The following is a 24,370-nucleotide window of genomic DNA, read 5'->3' on the forward strand; positions in this document are numbered from 1 at the left end:
TCTCAAGAGGTCAGCCGCGTTGCTCAATGTTGCTTACGAGAGGTCGAGCGAAGCGCGGGCGCGGGCGATAATCCGGTGAGCCGACCGGCCGTCAACAGCTGCTGTCGCGAGGGCATCCCACACCTTCGCGTACAGGGCAATGTCCTCGGCGGAGTCCAGCCACATCTCCGTGTGCCACGTCTCGGCAATGACCATCCGGTCGTCATGTATCCAGAAGTCATCACCTGCCGCGATCCTGACATCGGCCGTGAGCGGAATGATCCCCAGCTCGACGGTCGACAGACCGTTGACGGACATCAGCCGGTCGAGCTGGTCGGCGAGTACAGACCGCGGGCAGATCCGAACATGCAGCGCAGACTCTGCCACCAACACCCGGTACCGCTTCCCGGGCGGTACAGCCCTTCCTGCCGGCGCATTCGGGACACCACCCCCGCCTCGACATCCCGTGTCACGCCATGCAGTTCCGCGTACCGGGAGAGGACACTCCGCGCGTACTCCGGCGTCTGGAAGATCCCGGGAACAACGGTCGCACTGAAGCCCCGGAACATCGCCGTCCTCTCGTGCTGCGCCCCAAGGGCGTCTTGCACGGCTCGGTGCCCGCCCGCTAGCTGGCGGCGCCAGGAACGGTAGGTGGATTCCAGCCCCGCGAGGCGCCCTTTCAGCTCGGCCGCGGTCTCAGGTCGGCCAACCCCGGCCGCCCACGCATCGAGGTCCGACGTGGTGGCAGTCTGCTTACCGTTCTCCAGCTTCGAGACCTTCGACGGCACCCAGCCGCACTCTGCCGCCAAGCCTCGGACAGTGAGTCCGGCCTCGGTGCGCAGCTCACGCAACCGCGCACCGAGGGCCGTCCTGGCCTGCTGGTAGTCGGTGCTCACATACGGGACGGTACCCGCGCACTGAACTCCGCGTGCCTGATGGCAAAATGCCAGGCCGCATCGCGGGCCTGGCACGCTCGGACAACCAGCTCTGGGGCAGTTGTCAGCTCCAGGCGGCGACTGCTGTCCTCCCAGTTGAACGTGGCGAGGACACGGGAGTCGAACAGCCAGAAGTCGAACCTCGGCAGCTTCAACTCCTCCGCGTCCGACCGCAACATGTACCGGATGTCCTCGCCAGCGGCCAGGTTGTCCGGCGTGGTGGCGAGGAGGTAGCGCTGATTGTCCGTCGCTGGCTCATCGACCAGGCGCACGCGCTCGATCCGCTTGCCCTGTGCGGTCTGTTCCCGCGCGTTGACGAACCACGGTCCGTCCTCGTCACGGGGCGGAACGATGCCGTTCAGGAACTGCTCGTACTCGTCCGTTTCCTGGTCGGCTGCGTAGCCGCGGCGCGTCTCCAACCGCCAGGCGGTGTGCTCGAACCCCTCCTGGAAGAAGTCGAGGATCTGCGAGGCGGGCACGGCATCCTGCATGTCACTCCTTGGGCGAGAAGTTGATCAGGAGAGCGCGATCGACGACGACCATCGTCTCGCCTGACAGCGGGTTGACCATCTGGGCGATGTCCTCGGGGTCAGCGAGCTTCCCTTGGACCAGGACTTCGCCAGTGTCCAGATCCTCGTACAAGGTCGGGCATTCGCCGGTCTTGCTGTTGGTGCCGAGCATCCGCAGCCTGCGGGCCATGGTGGTTCCCCTCTCGGTCGTGATCCGGCCTGGCGGCCGGCTGCTGTGACGGTAGCCCGGCGGGCGAGAAACACACGAGACCGCCCGAACGGACGAAAGCACCCTCCGTCCGGGGGATTTGGCGAAGGCTTGACCGCACGGGTGTGGTCCACGTACCAGCAGCAGGGCCGTCTGCATCACCAGGTGACCGGCCACCGCCCGGCCGTGTGGCGCCCCACGACGACCAGGGCTCAGCGCCGTACTATCCGGACCCGTGGCCATCGAACTGAGCGACGAACTGCGGCCCTGTCGTCGCTGGGGTCGCGAATCGCGGGCGCTGCGCAGCCTGCGCCTGTGCACCCTTCGCAGCCTGCACCTGTGCGCCCTTCGAGGGCCTGCGCGAGCGGCTGCGAGACATTCGACGCCCTCCTGGTGGGCGACGAGCCGGCGAGGAAGAGGTTGCGCGACCACCAGGGGAAGACGACTTCCAGCGAGATCGAGTCACAGAAGCTGTGGCGCTCGATCATGTCGGCGGCCTGGAGGGCGACGGCGGCGAACACCGGGGAGAGCGCACCGAACGTCGCGGGCAGGGTGACCGGGGTGGCCGACGCGATGGCTTGGGCGAACAGGACCTGTCGGAGCCGGATTTCGTGGGCGACCATGGAGTTGCGCAGGTACCAGGAGACGAGCTCGGGGAAGTGTCGCTGGGTCAGGATGCCTGCTTCGAGGCAGACGCCGACCGCGTCGCAGCGGACCTCGACCGGGTCCGGGCAGGGGATCCGGAAGCACGGCTTCGTGGCACCGGAGATGTCGTCGGCTTCGGTGTGGAGCCATGTCATCGCCGCGACGTCCAGGGACGGCGTCTTGTAGTAGCGCAGACCGCCGCGCGCCAGCTGAATCTCGGGGGCGTCCCACAGCATGTCCGGGCAGGACACGGACGTGAGCTCGTAGACCGTCTCGGAGGGGGCGCACCAGCCGCCGGAGGCAACGAGGTTGCCCTGCGGCAGGCGGTTCTGGTCCGACGCCCGCAACGCTACGTTCGTGCCCTCGGGTGCACTCGAGGAGTCCGTGACGATGAGGTCCTCGGGGTACGGGTGCCGGTAGCTGATCACCTGGCCGACACCGCCGCCGGCCGTCTTGAGGGCGTTGGCGCGGCTGATGATGCCCGCGGTGATCTCACCGAAGCCTAGCGGGCTGCCCGGGGTGTAGCCGGGCACGTCGACCGCCGCGGTGACGGACGTGGTCGGTGCGGGCGGCTCGGGCAGGACGCGCGGCTGGTGCCGACGCACGTTGGACAGGTTCAGGGCCGGCCGGGCGACCAGAGAGGCGGTGGCGGTGGCCGGCTGCGCCGGTGCCTCGACCAGGGGCTCGGGCTCCGGGTCGGCGGCCGCGGTCGGCTCTGCCGGGGGCTCCTCGACCGGCTCGGCAGCGGGGTCATCGCCACGTACCTGGGCGGCGAGCTGCTCGATCTCGGTGGCGGCCTGCTGCGCCGCCTGGAGGCGGTTGGCCTGCTCCTGCCGAATGTCCTGGACGCCGGTGGCCAGGGCGCGCATCCGCGTCATGCCCTGATCGTCGATCGTGTTCTCTGCGGAAAGCTGAGCGAACGCGGCACGAGCCTGGTCGAGAGTCTCGGCAAGCTCGTCGTCATTGAGGGATCGAATGTCCTCGGGAAGCTCAAACTCGGCCATGGGACGGATCTCCAGTGATCGATCTCGGAGTGTCCGGCCCAGAACCAGCGACGCTGCCCCAAAGCATAGCCAGATAGCAGCTTCACGGGTTCGTGGCTACGCCAGGTCTGCGGGTAGCCATGCGGTTCAGAAGGCGTCAGAGTGGGGTGCAGCTCACAAAGGTAAGTTCGAGCGTTTCGTCCACCGCCGAGGAAGCACCTGGCGCCAGGTCCGGGGCGCTCCAGCTCGAAGCACGGGCGCCATCGAACTGAAAGTGCCAGAACCCGAATTGCGGCAGCGCTGGCCAGTCTTCGGGCGCTGAGCGTTCCCAGGGTTCGGTCGGCGAACGGATGTGTCTGCCTCGCCGAAGTGCCGAAACGAGCGTGGCGGGGACGGCACTCGCGTCGCCTGCCCCAACCTCGACACGCAAACAACCAGACTCGGGCCTGGAGGCCCGTGGCCGGGACCCACCTGCGGTGAAACGGCGCATGTTGTGCCCGGCCGGTCTCGCCATCCGCTCTTCAGCGAAGTCCCACGTCAACGACCTGGTCCTACTCGGGTTCGGGCGTGGTGGCGATGAGGATCTGAGCGGCCTGGGTGATGTTGTCGGCGCGGACGGCGCGGGCCATCGCTTCGCGGGCGGCGTCGGCGGTGGTGTCCGGGGGAACCACCAGCAGGGCGAAGAGGTCGTTGTCGCCGCGGGTGATGAGGACGGTGTCGTCGCCGACCGGGTCGGAATCGAGGTGCACGACCTGGTCGTCGATGACCAGGCGGGTGGGGAGGCCGTTCCAGGCGGACGCGTCCAGACCCACCCGGGTGATCGGCCCGAGATGCCCGGTCAGCACGCTGATCAGCGCGGGCAGCTCGGTCTCGATGTCGCGCGTGCGCGGCCACCACGCGCCGTCCAGGAGCCCCTCCCGAGACCGCGTGGTCTCCAGCCGCAGCAGGGCCGTACCCGGTTTGACCGCCTGGTGGATCGCATCCGGCAGGAGTAGTGGGGGCGTGTGGGGGATGTCGGAGTCAGCCATGTGAGTCCGCCCGTCTACGGGGTGCGGCCGTGCGTCGTCGCAGGTCGGCGCCGACGCCGGTGCCCGGTCGGCGACGTGCGCGAGCCCGCCGTAGCTTCACGATACTCCCGCCGCCCGATCCAGCGCCCGCCGGAAAATGCCTGGTCACGGCGGTCAGAGTCCGCTGAACAGGCGTAGAATGAAAGCACTGGGAGTACTTCGCACACCGGCTTTCACGCGGGTGTCATTTCCGGCGACCACGAAAAACCGGGCTGCCGACGGGCAGTCCGGGGGCAGGTCCGCAGCATGAGCACCATCCTCGACCGGACCGCGCCCCGCGACTTCGCCGCAAAGTACCCGGCTCGCTTGTCCCTCACCCCGAAGACCACGCTCGCCGGCCAGCTGGACGGGGCCTGGTGGCCCTTCTCCCGCGACCTCGAAGCCGAGCTTCCACCGCTCGCCGCCGCCCTGGAGGAACCCTGGGGCCGCGTTACTCGCGTCACCGTGAACCCCACCCGCTGGCTCGTCGTACCGCACACGGTTGCCGTGGACGGGCGCATGCTGCACGTGGGCTGGTTCACCGAACAGGACCCCGACAAGCTGATCCTGCTCTCCTACACCGCCGGCCGCTGGGACCTCCTCGTCATCTCGCCCGAGACCGAACCCGCCGCTGCGGCCCGCCTGATGGCCGCCGCAGCGATCCCGGGCAGCGTCCTCACCGCAGGCGTCCTAATGACCAACGAATCCGTCATCGGGCGCGGCATCCGTGATGCCGTGCGCCGGGAAGCCACCTGGGAGGGCGAAGGCGGGGCCTGCATGCCCCCCTTCGGGAACCCGATGGGACGAAGCGCCCTGCCGCTGCCCGAAAACGGCTGGAGGTGAGCTCCGTGGAGACCTTCGTCCTCATTGCGGTGATCGTCCTCGCGATCGGCATCGGAATGCGACTGATCCACCTGCTCAACGCCCAGCACGACGCACGGATCGCGGCTCACCACTTCAGCGACCCCCTGCCGAGACCTCCCGGCCTGCCGGACGACACCAGTCGTCGAGCCCACCGCACGGATGTCGACCGGTGAGGAACAGACCTTCCTCCGACCGGGGGCAGCGGGCGGGGCGCCACGGCGCCCCGACCCGTCGGCTTCTCTCCCACCCCGAAGGGAACACGCCCACGTGAAGTACATCGAGACCCAGACACTACCGTCGCTCGGGCACGCCGAGGTACGGATCATCGCGCACACGCCCGAAGCCGCCCGAGCGGTCGCGGAAGCCCTTCGCGGCTGCTTCGCCGGCGCGGAACAGCGCAGCTATCCCGGCATCGACGGCGACACCCGCCTCCACCTCACCGTGGACACCGCAGCACCCGCCGGCCCCGCCCGCTCCTGGCTGGCCGCCAGCCGGACCCCCGTCGGCACCGGCGCCCACTCCGACGAGACCTAAGAGCCCCGACGGGCCCCGGAACCCACCCCCGCCCACGAGAGGACGCGGTCATGGCCACACTGCGCGAACGCAAGACCTACCGCGATCAGGTGCTCCGAGTCCTGTACGAAGCCGTCGAAGGCAACCGCCTCCTCGGCATCACCGGGGCACAGCTGCGGCGCGACCTCCACGTACCGGAACAGGACCTGGCCGCCGCCTGCACCTACCTGGCGGGCGAAGGCCTGATCACCGTCGACTGGGAACCGGGCAACACCCCCGCGATGGTCACCCTCACCCACGAGGGAATCCGGCGCATGGAGTCCGAGGAGGAAGAGCACTGCTGAATCCGCTTGCACACGTGAAGGGCCTGGCACCGTGGGTACCCGATGCTTCAGCTCCGCGTCCCCGACGCGGCCACAAGGCTCCACAACGTCAAACCCGACAGGCCCGTGCCCCATACATGCCCTTGGGGACGGCGAACATCGGTCAACACGAGTACGGCAGAGTCCCCGCGCCGAGTCGCTGGCACCCGATAGGCCCAGGTCAGACGCCACATTGAAGCCTGGCAGGAAAAGATTCTTCAGCTCCGCGTTCAGCCCCTTGCCGACCTTCCGCTCCGCCCGGGTATTGATCTTCAGAACGAGCTTTTCGAGTCCCCAAGACCAAGATCAAGTGCAGCGTTACTGGCTGTTCCCCTGGTCCCCACGGCCGGGTGAGGAGCACCCGTTTGCTCAGGAGACCATGCATATCAACGGTTCTGACGGGGTGTGACATGCCGTCTCTGGCGTAATCGGCTCATTGGGGCGGTTGGCGGTGCCAGGCTGTACGGGGCGACCACTGTCGTGGCCGGAGCCCCGTGTGTACGGGGCGTGTGAGCGCTCTTGGAGCGGATCGCCCTTGTGTGCCCGATGGATCCGGGTGCGTCGGGTCGGGGCACTGTGAGCCGGAATGCGTGGCCAGGGAGTTGAAGGCGCCGGCGTCGAGGGGCGGGAGAAGGTGATCTCCATCCTGGCCAGCACCACCTCGTACCGGCGCCTGGCCACCGAAAGTGAGCGCCAGGTCGCCTGGCGAACACCTCGGGCAGACAGCCGCCCGGTGTTTTTTTCCCCGAGGCCGCGGGATGAAGGGATGCAAGCAGCGATGACCGAAGGCGGGCGGAACCCGAGCAGCTTCGGGGTGGACCGGTCGGAGGGATTTGGTGAGCGGTTGCTGGGCGTGCTGCTGGACCGGACTCACGAGATGCCGCCGCAGCTGATCGCCCCACTCGTTGCGGAAGAGGTGGCCAGGGTCGGTGGCCGGGACCTCTCGATCCTCTTGCAGGACTACGAACAAATGCGGCTGGTACCGCTGCCGGGCCGGCGGCTGACGGTCGGTGACCCCGAACCGGTCGAGGACTCCCCCGCCGGCGAGGCGTTCTTGAGCCGCAAAGCGGTAGAGGTGCCCCAGGACGGCAGCGTGCGGATGTATCTGCCGCTACTGGACGGCAGCGACCAGATCGGCGCGATGGCCGTCACCCTGGACAGCGTCGATGACGACGACCGGCGGCTGCTGCGCAGACTCGCCGGGTTGGTCGCAGACATGATCGTCGCCAAGGACGCCTACACCGACCTGTTCTTCCAGACCCGACGCAGCGCCCCGATGAGCGTGGCCGCGGAGATCCAGTGGTCGTTGCTGCCCCCGCTCCGCCCGCGCGAGCCACAGCACCCGCGCCTCATGCAGTTCCTCCACCGCCCGCACCAGCGCGTCCGGGTCCCCCTCCAGCCGCCGGGGGATCGCGGCGCTGAGCGTGAGGTGGTGGTACGTCGCCCGGAAGCCGTACGGAGCAAAGAGGGTGATGCAGGTCCGCAGCGCACTGTGCCGGCGGCGGAGAGGAAGGCGGGCGTCGTGCACGTGCGCTCGATGGGTCAGGAAACTGGTCATTGTGTGGGCGCCAGGTCCAGTGCCCGTGCCAGGGCGGCAGTGACGGCCGCAGCGTGTGCCGGCAGGTGTTGTTCAGCCCAGCTTCCGCCAAGGCTGAGGAAGTCCTGCAGATCCTGCTGGGCGCCCGCGACGAGCCTGCGTACCTGGTCTACCGACAGCTCGATCACCGGGCTGCCATCCGTCCCATGGGCGTCGAGCGTCAGCCGGACGATGTCGCCGACACGTTCGGCCACCGAGAACGGGTCGTGGCCGAAGTAGGAGCAGCCGGTGCCGTCCAGCACCTCCAGCCAGTCCCGCCAGGTCTCCAGGCCGTTGCAGCAACCCGGCTCGACGAAAACGGTATCGGTGGCGTTGTCGGTCACCCGGAAGCCGCCGGCGGCGAACAGGTCAGGCATGGTGAGCAGCCCGTGCAGGAATGTGCCGAGTGGGTCGGTCGGGCACGGCCTGTGCTCCTCCTCCGGCTCGAAGTCGTTGCAGTCGGCGATTCGCATAACGGCCGTGCCGACCTCCGCCGGAGTCAGCTCCCCGTTCAGCACGAGGTGGCCATATGGCTCGTGCTCGCCAACCGGCCAGAGCTCGAAGTCGTCGGCAGCAGAGATCTCCAGAACGGGTTGCATCACAATCACATGGGGATGATGCCGGACCCACTGCTACGTCGCCACGGCTTTCAGCTGCGGCATTGGGCTAGGAGGGGGCCCGATACCTGGGCAGTTTCGCGGTGCGCTGACGACGAACTCCGGGGCGGGGGCGTGGCGGTCATGAGGTGTCCGGATGGCTGTCCGGACACCGGCCGGACCGTTGTCCGGCCGGTGTCCGCGTGCTGGCGTTCGTGCAGGTCGGCGCGCGTCCGGACGTGTCCGGACACGCTGTCCGGGGTCAGGCGGCTGCGAGTTCGGCGCCGAGGTCGGCGATGAACGCGGCGGCCGTGTCGCGGGTGGGCTGGGCGGTCTTGATGAGCTGCCAGATCTCGCCGGGGGTGATGTCGAACGGGACGGCCAGCTCGCTGAGGATCCGGCCGCCGTCGAACACGGTCAGGTGGCCCGGCAGGTGGGCGGCCGTGCGCGCGCCTTCGTGCGGCCGGTAGGTCGTCGGGGCCTGGTCGGCGCGGCCGTGGACTTCGACCTCGGCGGCCAGGTGGTCGTAGTCGCTGTGCAGGCGGATGAGGGCGACGAGCACGGCGTTGGCTACGTCTTCGTCGCGGCAGTCGAGGTGCCGGGAGAGGTCGAGGAAGCGGGCGCGCAGCTCGTTCTCCTGGCGGACGTGCTCGGGGTCGGCGGGGAGCAGGTCGGGCAGGTCGGGCGCGTAGCCGATGGCGGGCGCCGAGACGTAGTCGATGACCGCGGCCGGGATGCCGGTCACCGCGCGGGCGGCGGCCATGCGGGCGCGCCACAGCGCCTGGTCGGCCGCATCGGGGAGGCGGTCGGCGTCGGCGGCCTCGCGGAGCTCCTTCGCCGCGCGCGTCAGGTTCCGGGCGATGTTGCGAAGCGCGTTGCCCTCGGGGTGGTCCTGGGCGCGGCCTCGGACGATCTTCGCGAGGAGCTGGGCGCGGGTGGCGGCCGTCAGGTGCGTGTTCATCAGGGAGTCCTCTCTCGGTGGCTTCAGTGCTTGCGGGCGCGGCGGGCCCGGCGCTTATCGCGGCAGGCGATGCAGACGCGCCACCCGTTGCTGTCGCGGCCGGTGTTCTCGGCGGTGAACCTGTGTCCGTTACGGCAGTGCGTGCTGGACGGGGGCCGACCGCCGCGCCGCTCCTCGTTCCACGCCTCGTGGTTGGCGTTCACGCAGGTGACGCAGGTGCGATTGCCTCGGCTGTTGCGGGCGGTGTTCTCCGGGGTGAACTCGTGACCGTTGGAGCAGTGGGTCTTGCTGGCATTGGCGGCCACGACCGTCTCGCCGCGCAGGACGTTCGCGCCGTTGGTCACGACCTCCAGGTGGCCGACGTTCACGCACGGGTGGACCCGGCACCTGTGGTCGATGACGGCTCGCTGTCCGTCGATCTCGTCGGGGATCTCACCGTGAACGGCCTCGTAGGCCAGGCGATGGGCGAGGACCGACTCGCCTTGCCAGCTGAACTTGCCGTAGCCCGGCTTCTGGGTGGCGCGCGTCCAGATCAGGCAAGGGGTCTCGTAGCCGCGGTCCTCCTCGCGGGTCTTGGACCAGAACCGGGCGGGCAGTTCGAACGACATTGGGTGACTTCCTTTCAGCTCGCCAGTTCCAGGGCGATCACGGCGATTCGGTGCTTGCACATGTGCGCGGCCTTGAGGCCGGCCGGGCAGTTGCAGGCGGCTCGCGCGGTGCGGTAGTTGCTGCTGCCGTCGCTGCTGACCACGAGGAAGACCCGGTTCTTCTTGGTGGCGCGGAGGGGGATGACCGCGCCCTGCTCAAGGAGCTCGACGGCCTTTTCGACCAGGTGCGGCTTGTACTGGGTCAGCTCGGGGGCCTTGGTGGCGCGGCGGACCTTCCTGCCGCACTTCGGGCCGAGCCCGTCGGGCGAGGGGCGGCGGAGGATCCTGCGGCACTTGAGGCACCGGACGGGGTGAGTGGTGCCGACCGATGCGCTCATGCCTGCCTCTTTCTTGGTGGTTTGTGGTTACATCCACCATTCTTCCCCAAGACGATTTGGGAAAATCAGATTGGGCATCCGGAATAGGCGAGGGATTGGCAAAGTGTCCAGGTCGGAGGCATGCTTCGGATGCGTCCGGGCAGCAGGAAGCCCCGCCTCCCACCAGGGGAGAGCGGGGCTCGCCGCTGCGCCTGGACTACTTCCGGGCGGGCGCGACGGCCGGGCGCACGGGGCGGGGGCGCCTTCCGCGAATTCCCGCAGGCCAGAGCCACCAACTCCACACGGCTAACGGGTTTGCCCAACTCCTCTTGTGGAAGACTCGCCCGCATGACCACGCGAAAGAGCGCCGAGCCTCACGAGCCCAGCCAGAACCTCACCGACGCCCTCGAAGAGCTGGCCAAGGCCGAGGCGCTGCTGGAGGAGAAGCGGCAGACCGCGCGGAAGGCTGTCGCCGACGAACTGCGTACGTCCGGCCTGTCTCACGCCAAGATCGCGGCGCTGACGCCGTGGACTGAGGAGACCGTGCGTGGCATCGCCAAGGAGCATGGCGTCGCCCCGAAGCGGAAGCCGACTGTGCGTTCCATCAAGGACTGACGTCGGTCAGCTTCGCCGGGCCGATTCGCGGCCGCCGGTCTTCGCCTGAATGCGGGCGACGTCCACCTTGGCCCGGGCGACGACCGTGACGACTGCGACACCGCAGCCACCGAGGAGCACCCACACGAACGCTGTCGTACCCGCCATGCCGCCACCTTCCGAATTCACCGGCCGGGGAGCATACCTCCACAGAACGCACCAAGGGCCGCACAGGAGCTGACTGCCGTGTGCGGCCCTCGGCGCGTGCCTGTCCTGTGCCACTGATCCTTGACCGATTGCCACTGAAGTTGGACCACCGTGTGGTTCGTGCCATCGATTCCTTGACCAACTTGGTCAGGACGATTCCCTACCTGCCGATGGTCCGTCTCGCCAGACGGCTCGGATGGGTCTCAGGAACTGGGGCTGAACCGGGCGGCGATGTTGGGTCCGCGGGTGGTGCGCCGGTGGTGCTGCTTGACGCGAAGCGCCGAACGCGCGTGCGTTGCGGGCGACATGGGGTCCTTGAGCTATTGACACCGGGTTAGACCGGTGTGCTACTTGATGTATTCGCACCGCTATGTCGTCGGAGGAAGAGCTGGTTTGAGACGCGCCCCGTCCGTCGGCGATGGACTCAGGGGAGCTCCTATGCCAGTCTCGCCGAACCAAGGATCCACCGGCGGGGGCGACGCGGTGACCCTCACCGGCGGCCACTTCACCGGCACCACCGCCGTGCACTACGGCACCCGCCAGGCGACGAGCTTCACGGTCGTCAGCGACACCACGACCGACACCATCACCCCTTCCGGTCACGGCGCCGTCCCGGTCTCCGTCACAACCGCCGGCGGAACGGGGATTGTGGGCACCTTCTTCTACCTGCCGCCGCCCTCCTTCCGCATCGACCCGCCTCCCGCGGGCCCTCTGGGAGGCGGCAATACAGTGATCTTCACCGGTCTCGGCCTCTCCACCACGAGCGAGGTCAGATTCGGCACGCAGACCGCCGCGTTCACCGTCGACTCCGACGGCCAGCTCACCGTGACCGTCCCAGCGGCGGCCTCCGCGGGTCCGGTAGGGGTCACCGTCACCACCAGGGGCGGAATCGCCAGCGGAGTCGTCTATACCTATCTCAACTCGCCTTCCGTCACCGTCATCACCCTCGACTCGGGACCAGTGGACGGCGGCAATCTCGTCGTCATCACCGGGACCGCGTTCTCCTACACCACCAGCGTCACCTTCGACGGCACCCCCGTCCTCTCCTTCCGGGTCGCCTCCGACACCGAGATCGACGCCGTGGTGCCCGCCGGGGCGCTCGGGCAGGCCGATGTCTCCGTCACCACCCTCGGCGGCACCACCACCGCTTCGAACGCGTACACCTATCTGGGGCTCTTCGCGGTCCTGGGCGGAGCGTCGGTCACCAACACCAGCCTCTCCAACGTCACCGGAGATCTCGGAGTGAGCCCGGGAGTGTCCATCACCGGATTCCCGCCCGGCCAGGTCAACGGAAGCATCCACAACTCGGACGCCGTCGCCGTCGCAGGCCATGCCGACCTGGTCACGACGTACAACGACGCCCTCGGCCAGATCCCGGACGGCAGCATCACCGGAGACATCGGCGGCCTCACACTGACCCCCGGCGTCTACAACGCCGCCTCTTCCATCGCGCTCACCGGCACGCTCACGCTGGATGCCCAGGGAGACCGCAACGCCGACTGGATCTTCCAGATCGGATCGACCCTGACGACGGCAACCGCGAGCCACGTGCTCCTCATCAACGGCGCCACAGCCAGGAACGTCATCTGGCTGATCGGCAGTTCAGCCACTCTGGGCACCGGCACCGACTTTGCAGGAAGGGTCCTGGCCCAGACCTCGATCACCGTGACCACCGGCGTGACGGTCAACGGCCAGGTCCTGGCCATCGACGGCTCTGTCACTCTGGACACCAATACCGTCACTCGCCCGTGGTGAAGTTCGCCGTGCAACCGAGGCGCACGCCAGCCGCGTCCCCCAGAGACTCGAACACGCCGGCGGCAGCGAACGCGAGGATGCCGTTGGCCAGAACGAGCATCGGTCCGCGGCGCCGAGCCGGTCGGCCGGGCGGCCAGCGTGCCATCATCCGGTGCCGGATTTTGGTGGTGAGGGGCTGGCGGGTGCGTTTCTGGTACTGGTCGGCGAGTTCTGCCAGGCGCTGCATGGTCGCGGTGTTGCGGGTGGCGGCCCAGTCGATGAGCTTCTCGGAGATTCCCGCGAGTTCCGACGACTCGACCACTCATTGGGATGCGCGCGACAAGATCGCTCGGTAAGGACATGCTGGCGAAGTCGTCTGCTGGGACAAATACAGGCAACGATTTCGGAGGTGACCGTGCCTGAGCTTGGGCCGGTACGGACGCGGGCAAGGCCGAGCATCACTGCGTGGTGATCGACACCGACGCCGAGCGGAAGCTGTCGCGGCGGGTGGCCAACGACGAGGCCGCACTGCTCGAACTGATCGCGGACGTTCTCGCGTTGAGCGAGGGCGAGCCGGTGACCTGGGCGATCGATCTCAACGCCGGCGGGGCCGCTCTGATGATCGCGCTGCTCACCGACAACGGGCAGCGGGTCCTGTACGCGACTGGCGGGCTGTCGACTTCGTGGCCGACTGGGCAACTACCGACGCAGCAGCCAAGGAGCGGCTGGATGAGGCGTGGAGCCTGGCCAGCCGCCACGTGATGCATCTGAGCAAGGAGCGGACGCCCGACCTGGACGACGTCAACCAGGTGACCGCCGAGCAGTACCAGCAGGTCGCGCAGGACTGCAGGGCGGTCTACAACGAGTTCCTGGCGACGCTGGCCTGACGGTCGGCGCACCGTAGCCGGGCCCGGCGCCACCGGTCTGGCGCCGAGCCCACCAGCGATGCCACGCCGCCGATCAGTGTTGCCTAGCGCGGTAGATCCTTCAGGGCCGCCTCGTACTCGGCGGCCTGACCCGGAGTAAGTTCTCGGCTCACACGTACCACCATCGTGCCCCGCAGATAGTCATACTCGGCGAACATGCTGGACGCCTCCGCGATCGCCTTCACGTACTCGTGACGAGTCTTGGCCGCCTTCTCAGTGTCAAACACCTCGACGGACCCGCCACGGCGGATGTCGTCATCCTCAAGCCCCTGAAGGTCGCCCTTGGCGATACGCATGTCGTAGAACGCGGTCTTCGACGTGTAGCCGCCCGGCCGACCCATCAGCTTGTTAGGGTCGTCCCGCTCGGTGTACACGCGGAACGTCTTGAACGACGGGATAACCTTCGCAAGCTCGTCGCTGACCTGCTCCGCGGCGAGCACCGACTTGGCATCGGACGTGCCCTCTGACGGCGCCGTCTTGGACGTGGCCGCCTTGGACGCGGCCGCTGAGTCCTTCGCCGGCCCCTCGGCGCTGCACCCGGCAAGCATCAGGACGGCCAGAGCTGAGCAAGCAGGCCACTTCATGGAACGCATCGTTCCCCCCTTGGTTGAATCGGTGCCAGAGCCAACCTTGCTGGCATCCGCCACAGATAGATACCATCCGCTTCCTCCACAGACGATCGGTATGCCCTGAGAGGTGCCATGAATGCTGTGAAGGCCCGCGAGATCATAGATCGCACCGGCTGGCAGACGTGCACCAGCGCCAGGTGGCCCGGGCCGCCTCACCGGCGTGCCGCCGTCGTGACGCGGTACAGACTGGGCGGCGCCTCACTGCTGGGAGGCGCTGCGGTCGGGGAACAGTGGCACGGGCGGAATTCCCGGGTCGGCCTTAGCCAGCCCCAGGTACTTGCGGACTGCCGCGTTGTCGCCGGTGGCGTCGGCGAGGCGGGCGGCCTGGTCGAAGGAGCGTCGCTGGATGCGGTCGATCTCCTCAGTGATGTCCTCGATCGAATACCTGGCGTCCCTGAAGCACGCCGTCTCAAGGCTGAACACCGTGCGCGTCGTAGCCCGCCGTCACGTCCGTCAGGACCGCGGGACGGTCCATGGAAGGAAACCCCGCGCCACTTTCGTGCGTGCGATCACGGCCCCGACGCGGCGGCCTTGCGTTGCCCTTCGTCCATGTCGACGCGCCGCATCAGGAAGCTAGCAATCACCCGCATCTCCTCCGCCTTGTCGCGGGCGTCCTCCTCGTCCGGCCCGTGCATGCGAGGGTTACGCGGCGGTCCTACTTTCGATCAGGGAGCTGCTTGCCGTCTGAGAACAGAGCTGCCTCGACTTGATCCGGCTGAACTCCTCGGGCCTGCGCGTACTCGTGCACTCCGCCCACGTACTGCCGATATTGGTTCGTCGTCCAGCCGTTCTCCGGCCAGTTGGCGTTCGCAGCGTCCGTGGCCTTGAGGGCTCGTGAAACGACGCTGTCCAGGATGACTGGTCGGTAGACAGCTGAGCTTGCGCTGTTGTTGTGCCCGGCGAAGTAGAGCACCTTGGTGAAGAAGGCCGGCCCCAGGTGCGGGATCCTCTGGTCATTGTTGAAAGCCCAGTACCCGTCGGCAGCGCCTCGCTCCCGGAGCACGTTGAGTGCCTCGTCGAGTCGGGCGTCAATGTCTGCTGGTGAGGAGTGCTCAAAGATGCGTGCGCGCCGATTCACCGACTGAGCCTTGGTCCCGGTCCCCCAGACCAGGGCGGCTACGAGCAGGTGGCGTCTGCCTTCTGCGGTGTCGGCCTGGCTGGCGATGCGGAACACGGTCCGCCGGTCCATCCGCGGCCAGCGGCCCGCGTGTGGGCACTCGTCGAGAACGGTCGGCCACCAGCTGGAATCCGGGAGCAGGGGTATCCAGCGGGCTCGATCGAAGGGAATCGCCTGTCTGAGAACGGTGTCGCGGTCTGGGAGCTCCGCGTGTGGCCGGGCATGCGAGTGTCCTCCCCGTCTTAGGGCATGTCGTCAATGGCGAACAGATGCTTCGCGTGATCGACCCCGATACCGGGCGGCTGGTCGAGCGGCGGATTGGAGAGCTGCCGTGGGAACTGTTGTCCGGCGCCCCAGCCTGGGTGGGGATCTCCAAGGCGTCGGCCGCCGCCCTGCGTGAGCACGCCGCGCTTGCCCGGTCCGTCTGCGAAATCGCCAACGGGGTTGCCATTCCGGGGCAGGTACCTCGCTCACGGCCGAACACGGGCCTGCTCCTGGTGGCCTCGGTCGCCAGGACCGTCCCTTGGAAACGCCTCGACCACTTGGTGCGCGCGGTCGCCGATCCGCGCCTGTCCGCCGATGTGCGGCTCGACATCTACGGGGAGGCGGGCACCCACCACCAGGACCTGCAGGCGCTGGTGCGCAACCTCTCCGCACCCGTCAGGTTCATGGGCTACCACAGCGATCTGCCCCAGCGATTGGGCGGGTACGACCTGCTGGCGACTGCCGCACTGCAGGAAGGGTTCGGACGCGGCGTCATCGACGCCGCCGGTGCCGGCGTCCCCTCTCTGGTCCCCAACGCGGGAGCGACGCCTGAGCTTGTGGTGGATGGGCTCACGGGCATCGTTTACGACCCGGCGGACCCGGGCGGCCTTGTGAACGCACTCGTCGACGCGCTGGTGAACCGTGCCGAGTTACTCCGGATGGGGCGCGCTGCCCGAGCCCTGGCTGAGGCCTGGTACACCCCCGGACGCTGCGCGGCCCAGTACCTGTCCCTTGTGATGGAGCAGTCCCGTCCGCGGCCCCTGGCGGTGGCACTGTGAACGCCTCCGGCCGCCTGCTCGGCGACGTGACGCGCCTCGGCGACGACACCTTCCTCAAGGAGTGGGGTGCGGACGCACTCGACGGCAAGCCCATCGCCGCGATCGGTGACCTGTCCGGCGCCATCTACGACCTTGTATGCGCAGGGCTGGGCGACAGGCCTCGGATCCACCCCAGCGCCCGCGTATCGCCGCTGACCAACGTGGGTCGCGATGTGGTCATCGGGCCCGGCGCCGTGATCCACGAGTACTCAACTGTCCGCGCCCGGACCGTCATTTCCCAGAATGTCCAAGTCGGCTACGGCTGTGAGGTCTCCCGCAGCGTCATCGGCCAGAACAGCGAACTCGCCCACCGGGCGACGGTTTGCTGCTCCGTCATCGGCCGGGGGTCCTACTTCGCCGTCGGCCTGGTCACTGCCTGCTGTCTGCTGTCCAACCCCGACACTGCGCCCCTCGGTCCCCGTGCACTTCACTCTGCCGGACGGGCAGCGCATGAGTACGGGCCAGCCGAAGCGGGGCGCGCTGATCGGGGACGACGTACGCGGCGGCATCGGTGTGACGGTCGGGCCCGGCGCGATCGTCGGCGCCAGGACCGTGCTGCATGCCCAGGTGAACCGTGGCAACCGCCTGGATACCGCCCCACAGCATCCTCAACCAGCCGGCTACCGGCTACCGGCTACCGGCTACCGGCTACCGGATCGAACCGAGTCCCGAAGGAGTTCCCTCATGATGTACCAGAGCCATCGGCAGCACCTGCTCACGATCCTCAACGAGCTCAGGGCGTGGGGAGCGCTGAATCCGGCCGGGGGCGCAGTGTCTGTGCGCCTGCCGGACGGCAGGATCCTGATATCCACGACAGCGCTCGCCTTCAACCGCTGGCACGCCACGGTGCACGACTTCATCGTGCTGGATGCGGACGGCCGGATCATCGAGCAGACGGCAGGCCTCGGAGCCACCGGCACCCCCATGCACCTGGACCTGTACCGGATGCTGCCGCGCGCAGGCGCGATCGTTCACACCCACGCGCCCTACGCACGCCGACGACTGGGCGGTGAAGGCGGACTATCTTGCCGACCCGGTGGAGCTGGATATGCCGGAGGGCATGGTGCAGCGTCCGGAGGTAGCCGCGGTCACCCTCCTCCACTACCGGCCCCAGCTCGAGGAGCTCATCGCTCCCCGCGCTGAGGAGCTGGAGCGCAGCGGACTCGCCTTCACCCTCTACCGCCACGGCGCCTTCACCGTGGGGCGGGAGTTGAACGGGACGGCCGACGTGATGCTGCGGCTGGAAGAGACGGCACAGACGGCATACCTCCAGGCCGGTCTGACCAACGGCAGCGTCTACCCGAACCGGCTCTACCGGCCGAAAGAACGTCTGGACCTTGGAACTGCAACCGGCACCCCACCAGTATCGTTCCATTTCATGAGGCGGGTTTCTCCGTAGCGAATACGGCGGAATTGTCGCCAAAGCCCAAGACTTCAACACTGAGGAATACCACCAGATGACTATGTCCAGCCTGCAGGGGCAGTCCACGCCCATGGCCGCCGACCGGCACACCTACCGCATCACCGGTGGTGTGCCACTGAGCGGGGCGATCACAGCATCCGGTGCGAAAAACTCGGTGACCAAGCAACTCGTCGCCGGCCTGCTGACCGACGAACCCTGTGTCCTGCACGGAGTCCCGCGCATCGTTGAGGTCGATCTCGTCCTCGGCATGCTCGCCGAGCTGGGCACGGAAGTCGCCTGGATCGATGAGCACACGGTCAGCGTGCACACGCCCAAGGTGTTCGGCGCGTCCCTGTCCGCGATGTACTCAGGGGTCAACCGGATCCCGATCCTCATGATGGGGCCGCTGCTGCACAGGCGCGGAGAGACCATCGTCCCTCTGCCCGGTGGATGCACCATCGGCAAGCGCCCCATCGACTTCCACCTGGAAGGCCTGCGGCAGATGGGCGCTGACATCGTGGAGCGCCCCACCTCCGTCAAGGTGCACGCCGACCGTCTCATCGGCGCGCACATCGACCTGCCGTTCCCCAGTGTCGGCGCCACAGAGAACCTGCTCCTGGCGGCCGTACTCGCCAGCGGAACCACCGTGATCCGCAACGCGGCGGTGGAACCCGAAATCGTGGACACGATCCTGATGCTCCAAAAGATGGGAGCGCTCATCACCATCGACACCGACCGCACCATCACTATCGAGGGTGTCAGCACCCTGCGCGGAGTCGAGCACCACACGATCGCGGACCGCATCGAGATCGCATCCTTCGCCGCGGCGGCCGTCGCCACCGACGGACGCATCGAGGTAAAGGGAGCCCGGCAGGAACACCTGGTCACCTTCCTCAACACCCTCCGGCACATCGGCGGCGAGTTCGCCGAGACGAAGGACGGCCTGGAATTCTGGAGGGCCCGCCCGCTGACCGCCATCGACATCGAAACCGGAGTCCACCCCGGGTTCATGACCGACTGGCAGCAGCCCCTCGCGGTCCTGCTCACTCAGGCCGAGGGCACCTCCATCGTCCACGAGACGATCTACGAGGACAGGTTCGGCTACACCGAACAACTACGGAGCATGGGAGCTGCGGTCGAGCTCACGACCCGATGCCTGGGCGCGACCGGCTGCAGGTTCCACAACCGGGACTTCCTGCACACCGCCAAGATCAGCGGCCCCAACCACCTCACCGGCGCCGACCTCGAAATCCCGGACCTGCGGGCCGGCTTCGGGTACGTACTCGCGGCACTCGTCGCCGACGGTACGAGCACCATCAGCGGCACCCGCTACCTGGAACGCGGCTACGAGAACCCCGTCGAGAAGCTGACCGCAGTCGGTGCCCGCATCTCCACCCAGCCCCTCTAAGCACTACCCGCATCGCTGCGCCCCGGGCGAGGGCGAATTCCAGGGGTCGTTGCAACACAGTGATCAATTGGCTAGTGCCAGGAGCTTAGTGAGGCGCTCGGCTGGGGTTTCCCAGCCGAGCGTTTTGCGTGGTCGGCTGTTGAGTTCGGCGGCGACGGCGTCCAGGTGCTCCCTGGTGTGCTGGGACAGATCCGTGCCCTTGGGGAAGTACTGGCGCAACAGGCCGTTCGTGTTCTCGTTCGATCCGCGCTGCCAGGGGCGGGGGTTCGGCCCCGTTCATCGACCTCGGCGGCCAGCGCGGCGGAAGCCTGTGCTGCCAGGGCCGCGGAGTGGAACTTGGGGGTGCCGCCGAGGCTGGTGACGATGCGGTCGTAGAGGCCCCGCATGCCGACCTCGGGGTTGGGCTGGTAGTCACGGTGTATCGGGCCGGGTCGAGCATCGCGACGGCGCCCTTGAGAGCAACGGTCTTGCCGGCGCCGACCTCGCCGATGGCCCGGTTGTTGATGCACCAGGCGATGCGGGCGGCGGCCTCTTTGTGGGAATGGTGCTGGTGGAGCATCGAGGGGGCCAGACTGCGGCCGAACGGGATCCGCGTGAACCCGTCCGTACTCGGCCGGGAGGTGCACCCATTGCGACCCGGTCTGGAACTTCCAGGCGATGGCATCGATCATCTGCCGGTGATCACGCCACCGACCGCCTCGTCTCAGCGTCCGATCAGGTAACAACGGCTCTACCGCGCCCACTGCGCATCAGTCAACGGCACGGCCAGACCAACGATCCGATGATCGGAAGGAAACGCCCTAGGCATCCGCGAACCAGGAGCGGCCCTGGGTCCAGTGGGTCACCCACCCCGCGAAACCGGGCGTGCCCGGCATCAGGGAGGTGCCCGGCCGGGTACCGAAGGGCATCGCGCCGTTCTCGTCGATCAGCCAGACGTGACCGCGCTGCGGGCCGGTGACGATCAGGTGCCAGTACATGCCGCAGCCGTCGGTGCCCAGCAGCAGTGAGCCGTGGTCGAACACGGAGTCCATCCGGTCTTCGAACTCCTGCTCAGACAGCGCCGCCTCGTCGCCCTCCGCCTCCCACAGCCATGCCGCCGTGAGCGGAAAAGGCTCGGCAAGCAGGCGCTCGGGGCGGTCCGAGCCCCAGTCCGAGGGCGTTTGCGCGAGGGGCAGCAGACCGTAGTAGGGCGGCCCCGCGCGCAGTCCGTCGCAGATCTCTGCCACGAATGTGCGGTACGGCTCCGGGAGCACGATGCCGTGCTCCGCCTGGAAGGACCGCACCGCCTCCGAGCCGACTGGCGGCACCGCCTCGGGACGGGACGCGAAGATCTCGCGGAGGGCGGCCAACTCGGCTGGGTCGCAGGCTTCCGTGTTCATGCCTGCCGGTGGGTCAGTGCTGCAGCAGCCTGCGGTGACGATGCCACCGACCGAGGCACCGGTCTCGGCGAGTTCCCGCCCCGAACGTACGGTGATGATCCCTGTTCGTTTCATGATCGAAATTGGGAGAAGTACGAAGGGGGTTCCCTGTCCGGGAGCTCGGCACGCCAGCAACGCACAAGCACACAAGCGCTGCTGACGGGGCGACAGGGTATGGGTGGCCGGTGACTGCAGCGCAAGGCGATCCTGCGGGACTGCGACACCTACGACTACGCCTTCACCGAATGGATCTACGTCCCGACAGCGCCGACACCCGAGGAGGGGCCGCCGATGTTCTCGAAGATTCCGCTGGCCTCCCTCGATGTGTCCGACCTGACCGACAAGGCAGAGGTCTCCTCGGAGCTGGCGAGTGCCCGCTAGGTGTTCTGTCCATGGAGGTTGGTGACGGGGGTCACGCTTGAGTGATCTTGAAATGGGTGAGGGCCTTCTGGCCTGGTGTGGATTGCGACATCTGCACCGGCGACCGGAAAGGCCCTCGTGCCTCACCGTAATGCCCCCCTGACCGAGACTGGACGTCTGGTCTGGCCTGTTGTGTCGTCGAGGACGGCTGGCCTCTGCGGCGGGCGGCCGAGCGCTTCCAGGTCTCACCAACGACAGCCCAGCGTTGGGCGGACCGTTACTGGCTGTCCGGCGAGGCGAGCATGGCGGACCGGCCAGCCGTCCGCACACCAGCCCACGCCGGACCCCGACGCGGACCGAACGACGGATCATCAAGGTCCGGATCCTGCGACGGTGGGGCCTTGCCCGCATCGCCCACCTGCTCAGCCTTAACAGCCGCCCTGAAGCGAGCTGTTCGCGCAGTGTCCGGCGGCGCTCGGCGGGGGTCGCGCGGGTGTGCAGCGTCAGAACAGGCCCTTCGGGCGCTGTGCGTCGTACGCGGCGACCGCGGCAGTGTCGACGGCCGGACAGAGTTTCGCGAGCCAGGTGCGTCCACCTCAGTCAAACGGCCCGCCGCGTCCAGGAACGTGTCCTGCGCGGCGATGATGCCGCGCACAGGTCGGCACCCCGAAGCTACGGCGAAGTGACAAGTAGCTCTCCGATCACCAGCATGAACGCGCCTATGGAGCCATCCGAACTCCTCACGCCCTCGCCCGCGATTCTCACCGACGTCCGGATCGGGTACGCCCGGCTCTCGACCGGCGGGCAGAAGCTCGACCGCCAGGCTGACGCGCTCACCGCGGCGGGCTGCCGCCGCATCTTCGCCGACAAGAAGTCGAGCAAAAACAACCTCCGCGCCGAGCTCATGGCGTTCCACGCCTTCCTCACCCCTAGCGACACCCTGGTCGTCCCCCCTCGACCGCTACGGCCGGTCACTCCAGGACCTCGTCAACATGGTCGCCGAACTCCGTGAGCGCGGCATCGGCTTCCGGTCCCTGCACGAGGCGCTCGACACCACCACCCCGGGCGGGCGCCTGATCTTCCACGTCTTTGCCGCCCTGGCGGAGTTCATCCGCGCACTCATCGTCGCCGACACCCACGAGGGCCTGGCCGCCGCCCGCGCCCGCGGCCGTACGGGAGGGCGCCCCACCGTCGTCAACGAGGACCTCATCCGCGCGGCCCGCGACATGCTGCCCGACCCGGCCAACAGCGTCACCACCATCGCCAAGATCCTCGGTGTCTCCGTCGGCACGCTCTTTAACTAAGAGCGTCCGCCAGCAGGTCATCGGATGCGTGGGTTTCGGGGTCGGGTGTTCCAGCGGTAGAGCGGCCAAGAGCGTCGGATCAGGCAGCGGACGGTGAGGACGGCGGCGGCCAGGGCGAGGAAGAACTCGATGGCCGCTCTCCGACGTTCGGTGCAGCGTCGGAGTTTGCCGAAGTTGTTCATCCAGGAGTTCGTGCGCTCTACCACCCAACGGCCGCCGGTCTGGATCGGGGTCTTCGCGCCGCGCGCGGCGATGCGCGCGGCGATCCCGCGGGCGGCCAGGTCGTCGTGGAACATGTGGTAGTCGTATCCGGCATCCAGAGCAAGACGCGGGTGGTGCCTGGGCAACGGCCCGAGGGTCGGCTCCAGGGCGGTGAAGCGGTCGAGGGTAGCGGGCAGCAGGGTGTGGTCGCGGGTGTTGGCCGGTGCGGGCTCGGTGACCAGCGGTATGCCGGTACCGTCGGTCAACTGCGAGCGTTTCGTGCCGGGTTTGGCTCGGTCGACCGGGCTCCTGCCTGCGCACTCGCCACCAGAGGGCGCCTTGGTGATGCAGCCATCGGCGCTCAGGTGGTCGAGTTCGAGGCCGATCATGCGGTCGTAGGCGGCGAGCGCGATCAGCCGCAAGGTCTCCATCACACCAGCGGCGATCCACTCGTCGCGGCGCCGGCGCAAGGTGGTGGCCGAGCAGTGCTCGTCGGCGGCACGTTCGTATCCGCAGCCGAAGACCAGGACCTGCACCAGGCGGTCGAAGACGAGCGCATCGCTGATCCTCGGGTTGTGGCAGCAGCGGGTGCCGGTCCTCGCGCACAGGCACAGGCAGCAGCGCGAGGAACTGGTCGCGGATCGGGGCGAGAATGCATGATGGGAAAGCAGGCACGGATCCCCCGGTGATCATGAAGCGTAGAGAGCTCCATGATCGGGCGAACCGTATCTGCTCTGCTATCGCCTACTCGCGTACACCTTGGGGAAGTTGGCGCACTGTCGCTGGTTTGCGCCGAACCCGGGCTCAGGGTGCTCGGCAGCAGTGGGCCCCGGTTCATCCCCGCCGTCAGCGGTTGAGGAAGGAGTAGATGCGGCCGAGCTCGGTGAAACCGCGGCAGGAGTACCACTCGCGCGGCCAGTCGGTCACGTCCGCGATGAGGAAGAGCTGCGGGATCCCGGCAGCGGCGGCCAACGCCAGACCTGTGGCGAGCAGGGTGTCTCCGTGGCCCTGCTTACGGTGCGGCACGGCGGTGACGAGGTCCTCCAGCTGAGCCAGCCCGGCGGTTCGGTCGAGGTAGAGGTCGGCCCAGGCCGCGATCTCCCCATCCGGTGTCCGGGCGGCCAGGAAGAATACCTTCTCGGCGCCGCGCAGGCGGGCGGTGCGGCGCTCGGTGAGCTGTCGAGCGAGATCCTCGTCCAAGCCCCAGTCCAGCTGCTGGCGGAACACCGCTGCTCGCAGCTCGGCCAGCTCGACCGGGTGCGCGGCAGGTTCGGGCAGCGCGCAGCCTGCCGTGTCCCGGGCCAGTATCAGCTCGGTGTCCCGGTCGTAGCCGGCCGCCGCCAGCACCGGGGTGGCCCGCTCCCCGAGCGCCTCGTCCAGCACCGTGATCCGGTACTGCTGGCGCGGTCCGAGGCCCTGTGCAGCCAGTTCGGGCAGTGCCGCCGGGTCGGCGTCTGAGGCGTGGACGATCAGTTGGTTGTGCTCCTGGGATTGGGAGAAGTCCGAGTCGCGGACGGCGAAGGCCCCGGGCAACTCGACGGTCTCAGAGGCCTGGCGGCGGGCGAAGGCGGCGCGGAAGGCGGTCACGCGCTCAAGCAGATCCGACATCTTCGTCATGATCGTCCCGCCCACTGCCGCGGGCAACAACTTTTCCCTACCGGCGGACGCTCTAAATCCCGGAGCTGAAAGAGCTCCGGAACTCCCGCTTCCCGCGCCAGTTGGAGGGAACCAGCCAACCGACCCCCACCGCTCCTTGCGGTGGGGGTCGGAGGCACGAGCTCTGAACCTGACCTCCTATTCGGTGCGCAGGGCCGTGGCGGTTCGGGCTCTGGCGGCCCAGCCGGCGG

The 24,370-nt window shown here is 68.1% G+C and carries 27 protein-coding genes and 9 pseudogenes; 16 read left to right on the forward strand and 20 right to left on the reverse strand.

Annotation, left to right across the window (positions count from 1 at the left end):
* Positions 1-33: 33 nt before the first annotated feature.
* The 5 genes and pseudogenes from OHB49_RS02415 to OHB49_RS02435 all read right to left on the reverse strand — a co-directional run bounded on the left by OHB49_RS02415 (position 34) and on the right by OHB49_RS02435 (position 4,287).
* Positions 34-875: pseudogene (locus OHB49_RS02415) on the reverse strand (helix-turn-helix domain-containing protein).
* Positions 872-1,405, reverse strand: a complete 534-nt coding sequence (locus tag OHB49_RS02420) for a DUF6879 family protein (protein ID WP_329157497.1) — start codon at positions 1,403-1,405, stop codon at positions 872-874. Before OHB49_RS02420 ends, OHB49_RS02415 begins: the two are co-directional and overlap by 4 nt.
* Before the next feature lies 1 nt (position 1,406).
* Positions 1,407-1,613, reverse strand: a complete 207-nt coding sequence (locus OHB49_RS02425) for a hypothetical protein (RefSeq protein WP_329157499.1) — start codon at positions 1,611-1,613, stop codon at positions 1,407-1,409.
* 230 nt (positions 1,614-1,843) lie between these two features.
* Positions 1,844-3,280, reverse strand: coding sequence for a major capsid protein (locus tag OHB49_RS02430; RefSeq protein WP_329157501.1), 1,437 nt, complete (start codon positions 3,278-3,280; stop codon positions 1,844-1,846).
* A 530-nt stretch (positions 3,281-3,810) separates the two neighbouring features.
* Positions 3,811-4,287: a DUF5994 family protein gene (locus OHB49_RS02435; protein ID WP_329157503.1), complete on the reverse strand. Its 477-nt coding sequence runs from the start codon at positions 4,285-4,287 to the stop codon at positions 3,811-3,813.
* A gap of 285 nt (positions 4,288-4,572) precedes the next feature.
* Here OHB49_RS02435 and OHB49_RS02440 point away from each other — a divergent pair, with 285 nt between their 5' ends.
* The 5 genes and pseudogenes from OHB49_RS02440 to OHB49_RS02460 all read left to right on the forward strand — a co-directional run.
* Positions 4,573-5,148, forward strand: coding sequence for a DUF5994 family protein (locus OHB49_RS02440; RefSeq protein WP_329157505.1), 576 nt, complete (start codon positions 4,573-4,575; stop codon positions 5,146-5,148).
* Positions 5,149-5,153: 5 nt separating this feature from the next.
* The gene (locus OHB49_RS02445) at positions 5,154-5,342 is read left to right on the forward strand and encodes a hypothetical protein (protein ID WP_329157507.1); all 189 of its coding nucleotides are present in this window, start codon (positions 5,154-5,156) and stop codon (positions 5,340-5,342) included.
* A 94-nt stretch (positions 5,343-5,436) separates the two neighbouring features.
* The gene (locus OHB49_RS02450) at positions 5,437-5,703 is read left to right on the forward strand and encodes a hypothetical protein (protein ID WP_329157509.1); all 267 of its coding nucleotides are present in this window, start codon (positions 5,437-5,439) and stop codon (positions 5,701-5,703) included.
* Positions 5,704-5,753: 50 nt separating this feature from the next.
* Positions 5,754-6,026, forward strand: coding sequence for a hypothetical protein (locus OHB49_RS02455; RefSeq protein WP_329157511.1), 273 nt, complete (start codon positions 5,754-5,756; stop codon positions 6,024-6,026).
* Positions 6,027-6,822: 796 nt separating this feature from the next.
* Positions 6,823-7,383: pseudogene (locus tag OHB49_RS02460) on the forward strand (serine/threonine-protein phosphatase); the annotation flags it as partial.
* A gap of 215 nt (positions 7,384-7,598) precedes the next feature.
* On the opposite strand, the gene OHB49_RS02465 reads toward OHB49_RS02460, so the two are convergent.
* From OHB49_RS02465 to OHB49_RS02480, 4 genes are all read right to left on the reverse strand, one after another.
* On the reverse strand, positions 7,599-8,219 hold the full coding sequence (locus OHB49_RS02465; RefSeq protein WP_329166329.1) for a hypothetical protein: 621 nt from the start codon (positions 8,217-8,219) through the stop codon (positions 7,599-7,601).
* A gap of 259 nt (positions 8,220-8,478) precedes the next feature.
* Complete coding sequence (locus OHB49_RS02470) at positions 8,479-9,177, reverse strand: hypothetical protein (RefSeq protein ID WP_329157513.1); 699 nt, start codon at positions 9,175-9,177, stop codon at positions 8,479-8,481.
* Positions 9,178-9,200: 23 nt separating this feature from the next.
* On the reverse strand, positions 9,201-9,785 hold the full coding sequence (locus OHB49_RS02475; RefSeq protein ID WP_329157515.1) for an HNH endonuclease: 585 nt from the start codon (positions 9,783-9,785) through the stop codon (positions 9,201-9,203).
* Positions 9,786-9,799: 14 nt separating this feature from the next.
* Positions 9,800-10,162, reverse strand: a complete 363-nt coding sequence (locus tag OHB49_RS02480; RefSeq protein ID WP_329157516.1) for a hypothetical protein — start codon at positions 10,160-10,162, stop codon at positions 9,800-9,802.
* Between the two features lie 327 nt (positions 10,163-10,489).
* Between OHB49_RS02480 and OHB49_RS02485 the strand changes: the two genes are divergently transcribed.
* On the forward strand, positions 10,490-10,756 hold the full coding sequence (locus OHB49_RS02485; RefSeq protein ID WP_329157518.1) for a hypothetical protein: 267 nt from the start codon (positions 10,490-10,492) through the stop codon (positions 10,754-10,756).
* Between the two features lie 6 nt (positions 10,757-10,762).
* Here OHB49_RS02485 and OHB49_RS02490 read toward each other — a convergent pair whose 3' ends face one another.
* Positions 10,763-10,903, reverse strand: a complete 141-nt coding sequence (locus OHB49_RS02490; RefSeq protein WP_329157519.1) for a hypothetical protein — start codon at positions 10,901-10,903, stop codon at positions 10,763-10,765.
* Between the two features lie 477 nt (positions 10,904-11,380).
* On the opposite strand from OHB49_RS02490, the gene OHB49_RS02495 reads away from it, so the two are divergent.
* Positions 11,381-12,697, forward strand: coding sequence for an ice-binding family protein (locus tag OHB49_RS02495; RefSeq protein WP_329157520.1), 1,317 nt, complete (start codon positions 11,381-11,383; stop codon positions 12,695-12,697).
* Here OHB49_RS02495 and OHB49_RS02500 read toward each other — a convergent pair.
* On the reverse strand, positions 12,681-12,998 hold the full coding sequence (locus tag OHB49_RS02500) for a hypothetical protein (protein ID WP_329157522.1): 318 nt from the start codon (positions 12,996-12,998) through the stop codon (positions 12,681-12,683). The genes OHB49_RS02495 and OHB49_RS02500 overlap by 17 nt on opposite strands.
* A 104-nt stretch (positions 12,999-13,102) precedes the next feature.
* Between OHB49_RS02500 and OHB49_RS02505 the strand changes: the two are divergent.
* Both OHB49_RS02505 and OHB49_RS02510 read left to right on the forward strand, forming a co-directional pair.
* Positions 13,103-13,345: pseudogene (locus tag OHB49_RS02505) on the forward strand (IS110 family transposase); the annotation flags it as partial.
* Between the two features lie 92 nt (positions 13,346-13,437).
* Positions 13,438-13,563 carry a hypothetical protein gene (locus tag OHB49_RS02510; RefSeq protein WP_329157524.1) on the forward strand — a complete coding sequence of 42 codons (126 nt, stop codon included), beginning with the start codon at positions 13,438-13,440 and terminating at the stop codon, positions 13,561-13,563.
* An 83-nt stretch (positions 13,564-13,646) separates the two neighbouring features.
* Here OHB49_RS02510 and OHB49_RS02515 read toward each other — a convergent pair whose 3' ends face one another.
* From OHB49_RS02515 to OHB49_RS02530, 4 genes and pseudogenes are all read right to left on the reverse strand, one after another.
* Entirely contained in the window at positions 13,647-14,195 is a 549-nt protein-coding gene (locus OHB49_RS02515; protein WP_329157526.1) for a hypothetical protein, read from the reverse strand.
* A 234-nt stretch (positions 14,196-14,429) separates the two neighbouring features.
* Positions 14,430-14,654, reverse strand: coding sequence for a hypothetical protein (locus OHB49_RS02520; protein WP_329157528.1), 225 nt, complete (start codon positions 14,652-14,654; stop codon positions 14,430-14,432).
* Between the two features lie 86 nt (positions 14,655-14,740).
* Positions 14,741-14,866 carry a hypothetical protein gene (locus OHB49_RS02525; protein ID WP_329157530.1) on the reverse strand — a complete coding sequence of 42 codons (126 nt, stop codon included), beginning with the start codon at positions 14,864-14,866 and terminating at the stop codon, positions 14,741-14,743.
* A 20-nt stretch (positions 14,867-14,886) separates the two neighbouring features.
* Positions 14,887-15,525, reverse strand: a pseudogene (locus OHB49_RS02530) (8-oxoguanine DNA glycosylase OGG fold protein); the annotation flags it as partial.
* Between the two features lie 101 nt (positions 15,526-15,626).
* Between OHB49_RS02530 and OHB49_RS02535 the strand changes: the two are divergent.
* From OHB49_RS02535 to murA, 4 genes and pseudogenes are all read left to right on the forward strand, one after another.
* Positions 15,627-16,391, forward strand: coding sequence for a glycosyltransferase family 4 protein (locus OHB49_RS02535; protein WP_329157532.1), 765 nt, complete (start codon positions 15,627-15,629; stop codon positions 16,389-16,391).
* Positions 16,392-17,117: 726 nt separating this feature from the next.
* Positions 17,118-17,411 (forward strand): annotated as a pseudogene (locus tag OHB49_RS45720) (class II aldolase/adducin family protein); the annotation flags it as partial.
* A 28-nt stretch (positions 17,412-17,439) separates the two neighbouring features.
* Positions 17,440-17,829 carry a hypothetical protein gene (locus OHB49_RS02540; RefSeq protein ID WP_329157534.1) on the forward strand — a complete coding sequence of 130 codons (390 nt, stop codon included), beginning with the start codon at positions 17,440-17,442 and terminating at the stop codon, positions 17,827-17,829.
* Between the two features lie 94 nt (positions 17,830-17,923).
* On the forward strand, positions 17,924-19,240 hold the full coding sequence (gene murA / locus OHB49_RS02545) for a UDP-N-acetylglucosamine 1-carboxyvinyltransferase (protein ID WP_443079631.1): 1,317 nt from the start codon (positions 17,924-17,926) through the stop codon (positions 19,238-19,240).
* 63 nt (positions 19,241-19,303) lie between these two features.
* On the opposite strand, the pseudogene OHB49_RS02550 reads toward murA, so the two are convergent.
* The 3 genes and pseudogenes from OHB49_RS02550 to OHB49_RS02555 form a co-directional block, all read right to left on the reverse strand.
* Positions 19,304-19,498, reverse strand: a pseudogene (locus tag OHB49_RS02550) (transposase); the annotation flags it as partial.
* Between the two features lie 353 nt (positions 19,499-19,851).
* Positions 19,852-19,983, reverse strand: a pseudogene (locus OHB49_RS45725) (transposase); the annotation flags it as partial.
* Between the two features lie 57 nt (positions 19,984-20,040).
* A complete protein-coding gene (locus OHB49_RS02555; protein ID WP_329166333.1) occupies positions 20,041-20,619 on the reverse strand; it encodes an SMI1/KNR4 family protein in 579 nt (192 codons plus the stop codon).
* Positions 20,620-21,156: 537 nt separating this feature from the next.
* On the opposite strand from OHB49_RS02555, the pseudogene OHB49_RS02560 reads away from it, so the two are divergent.
* The 3 genes and pseudogenes from OHB49_RS02560 to OHB49_RS45735 form a co-directional block, all read left to right on the forward strand.
* Positions 21,157-21,451 (forward strand): annotated as a pseudogene (locus OHB49_RS02560) (leucine zipper domain-containing protein); the annotation flags it as partial.
* Between the two features lie 276 nt (positions 21,452-21,727).
* Complete coding sequence (locus OHB49_RS45730) at positions 21,728-22,030, forward strand: recombinase family protein (protein WP_443079632.1); 303 nt, start codon at positions 21,728-21,730, stop codon at positions 22,028-22,030.
* On the forward strand, positions 22,011-22,322 hold the full coding sequence (locus OHB49_RS45735; protein ID WP_443079477.1) for a recombinase family protein: 312 nt from the start codon (positions 22,011-22,013) through the stop codon (positions 22,320-22,322). The genes OHB49_RS45730 and OHB49_RS45735 overlap by 20 nt, the downstream gene beginning before the upstream one ends.
* A 17-nt stretch (positions 22,323-22,339) precedes the next feature.
* Here OHB49_RS45735 and OHB49_RS02570 read toward each other — a convergent pair.
* Both OHB49_RS02570 and OHB49_RS02575 read right to left on the reverse strand, forming a co-directional pair.
* Positions 22,340-23,198, reverse strand: a pseudogene (locus OHB49_RS02570) (IS5 family transposase).
* Between the two features lie 171 nt (positions 23,199-23,369).
* The gene (locus tag OHB49_RS02575) at positions 23,370-24,131 is read right to left on the reverse strand and encodes a GNAT family N-acetyltransferase (RefSeq protein WP_329157535.1); all 762 of its coding nucleotides are present in this window, start codon (positions 24,129-24,131) and stop codon (positions 23,370-23,372) included.
* Positions 24,132-24,370: the final 239 nt, after the last annotated feature.

The sequence above is a fragment of the Streptomyces sp. NBC_01717 genome, from assembly GCF_036248255.1.
Taxonomy (GTDB): Bacteria; Actinomycetota; Actinomycetes; order Streptomycetales; family Streptomycetaceae; genus Streptomyces.

Excerpts from the sequence above, each read along its gene's own strand:
- murA (WP_443079631.1), top strand. The coding sequence starts at position 17,924 with ATGGCCGCCGACCGGCACACCTACCGCATCACCGGTGGTGTGCCACTG.
- OHB49_RS02485 (WP_329157518.1), top strand. The coding sequence starts at position 10,490 with ATGACCACGCGAAAGAGCGCCGAGCCTCACGAGCCCAGCCAGAACCTC.
- OHB49_RS02470 (WP_329157513.1), bottom strand. The coding sequence starts at position 9,177 with ATGAACACGCACCTGACGGCCGCCACCCGCGCCCAGCTCCTCGCGAAG.
- OHB49_RS02475 (WP_329157515.1), bottom strand. The coding sequence starts at position 9,785 with ATGTCGTTCGAACTGCCCGCCCGGTTCTGGTCCAAGACCCGCGAGGAG.
- OHB49_RS02455 (WP_329157511.1), top strand. The coding sequence starts at position 5,754 with ATGGCCACACTGCGCGAACGCAAGACCTACCGCGATCAGGTGCTCCGA.
- OHB49_RS02430 (WP_329157501.1), bottom strand. The coding sequence starts at position 3,280 with ATGGCCGAGTTTGAGCTTCCCGAGGACATTCGATCCCTCAATGACGAC.
- OHB49_RS02555 (WP_329166333.1), bottom strand. The coding sequence starts at position 20,619 with ATGAACACGGAAGCCTGCGACCCAGCCGAGTTGGCCGCCCTCCGCGAG.
- OHB49_RS02515 (WP_329157526.1), bottom strand. The coding sequence starts at position 14,195 with ATGCGTTCCATGAAGTGGCCTGCTTGCTCAGCTCTGGCCGTCCTGATG.
- OHB49_RS02465 (WP_329166329.1), bottom strand. The coding sequence starts at position 8,219 with ATGCAACCCGTTCTGGAGATCTCTGCTGCCGACGACTTCGAGCTCTGG.
- OHB49_RS02440 (WP_329157505.1), top strand. The coding sequence starts at position 4,573 with ATGAGCACCATCCTCGACCGGACCGCGCCCCGCGACTTCGCCGCAAAG.
- OHB49_RS02435 (WP_329157503.1), bottom strand. The coding sequence starts at position 4,287 with ATGGCTGACTCCGACATCCCCCACACGCCCCCACTACTCCTGCCGGAT.
- OHB49_RS02495 (WP_329157520.1), top strand. The coding sequence starts at position 11,381 with ATGCCAGTCTCGCCGAACCAAGGATCCACCGGCGGGGGCGACGCGGTG.
- OHB49_RS02575 (WP_329157535.1), bottom strand. The coding sequence starts at position 24,131 with ATGTCGGATCTGCTTGAGCGCGTGACCGCCTTCCGCGCCGCCTTCGCC.
- OHB49_RS02510 (WP_329157524.1), top strand. The coding sequence starts at position 13,438 with ATGCATCTGAGCAAGGAGCGGACGCCCGACCTGGACGACGTCAACCAG.
- OHB49_RS02525 (WP_329157530.1), bottom strand. The coding sequence starts at position 14,866 with ATGCACGGGCCGGACGAGGAGGACGCCCGCGACAAGGCGGAGGAGATG.
- OHB49_RS02480 (WP_329157516.1), bottom strand. The coding sequence starts at position 10,162 with ATGAGCGCATCGGTCGGCACCACTCACCCCGTCCGGTGCCTCAAGTGC.
- OHB49_RS02490 (WP_329157519.1), bottom strand. The coding sequence starts at position 10,903 with ATGGCGGGTACGACAGCGTTCGTGTGGGTGCTCCTCGGTGGCTGCGGT.
- OHB49_RS02420 (WP_329157497.1), bottom strand. The coding sequence starts at position 1,405 with ATGCAGGATGCCGTGCCCGCCTCGCAGATCCTCGACTTCTTCCAGGAG.
- OHB49_RS45730 (WP_443079632.1), top strand. The coding sequence starts at position 21,728 with ATGAACGCGCCTATGGAGCCATCCGAACTCCTCACGCCCTCGCCCGCG.
- OHB49_RS45735 (WP_443079477.1), top strand. The coding sequence starts at position 22,011 with ATGGTCGCCGAACTCCGTGAGCGCGGCATCGGCTTCCGGTCCCTGCAC.
- OHB49_RS02425 (WP_329157499.1), bottom strand. The coding sequence starts at position 1,613 with ATGGCCCGCAGGCTGCGGATGCTCGGCACCAACAGCAAGACCGGCGAA.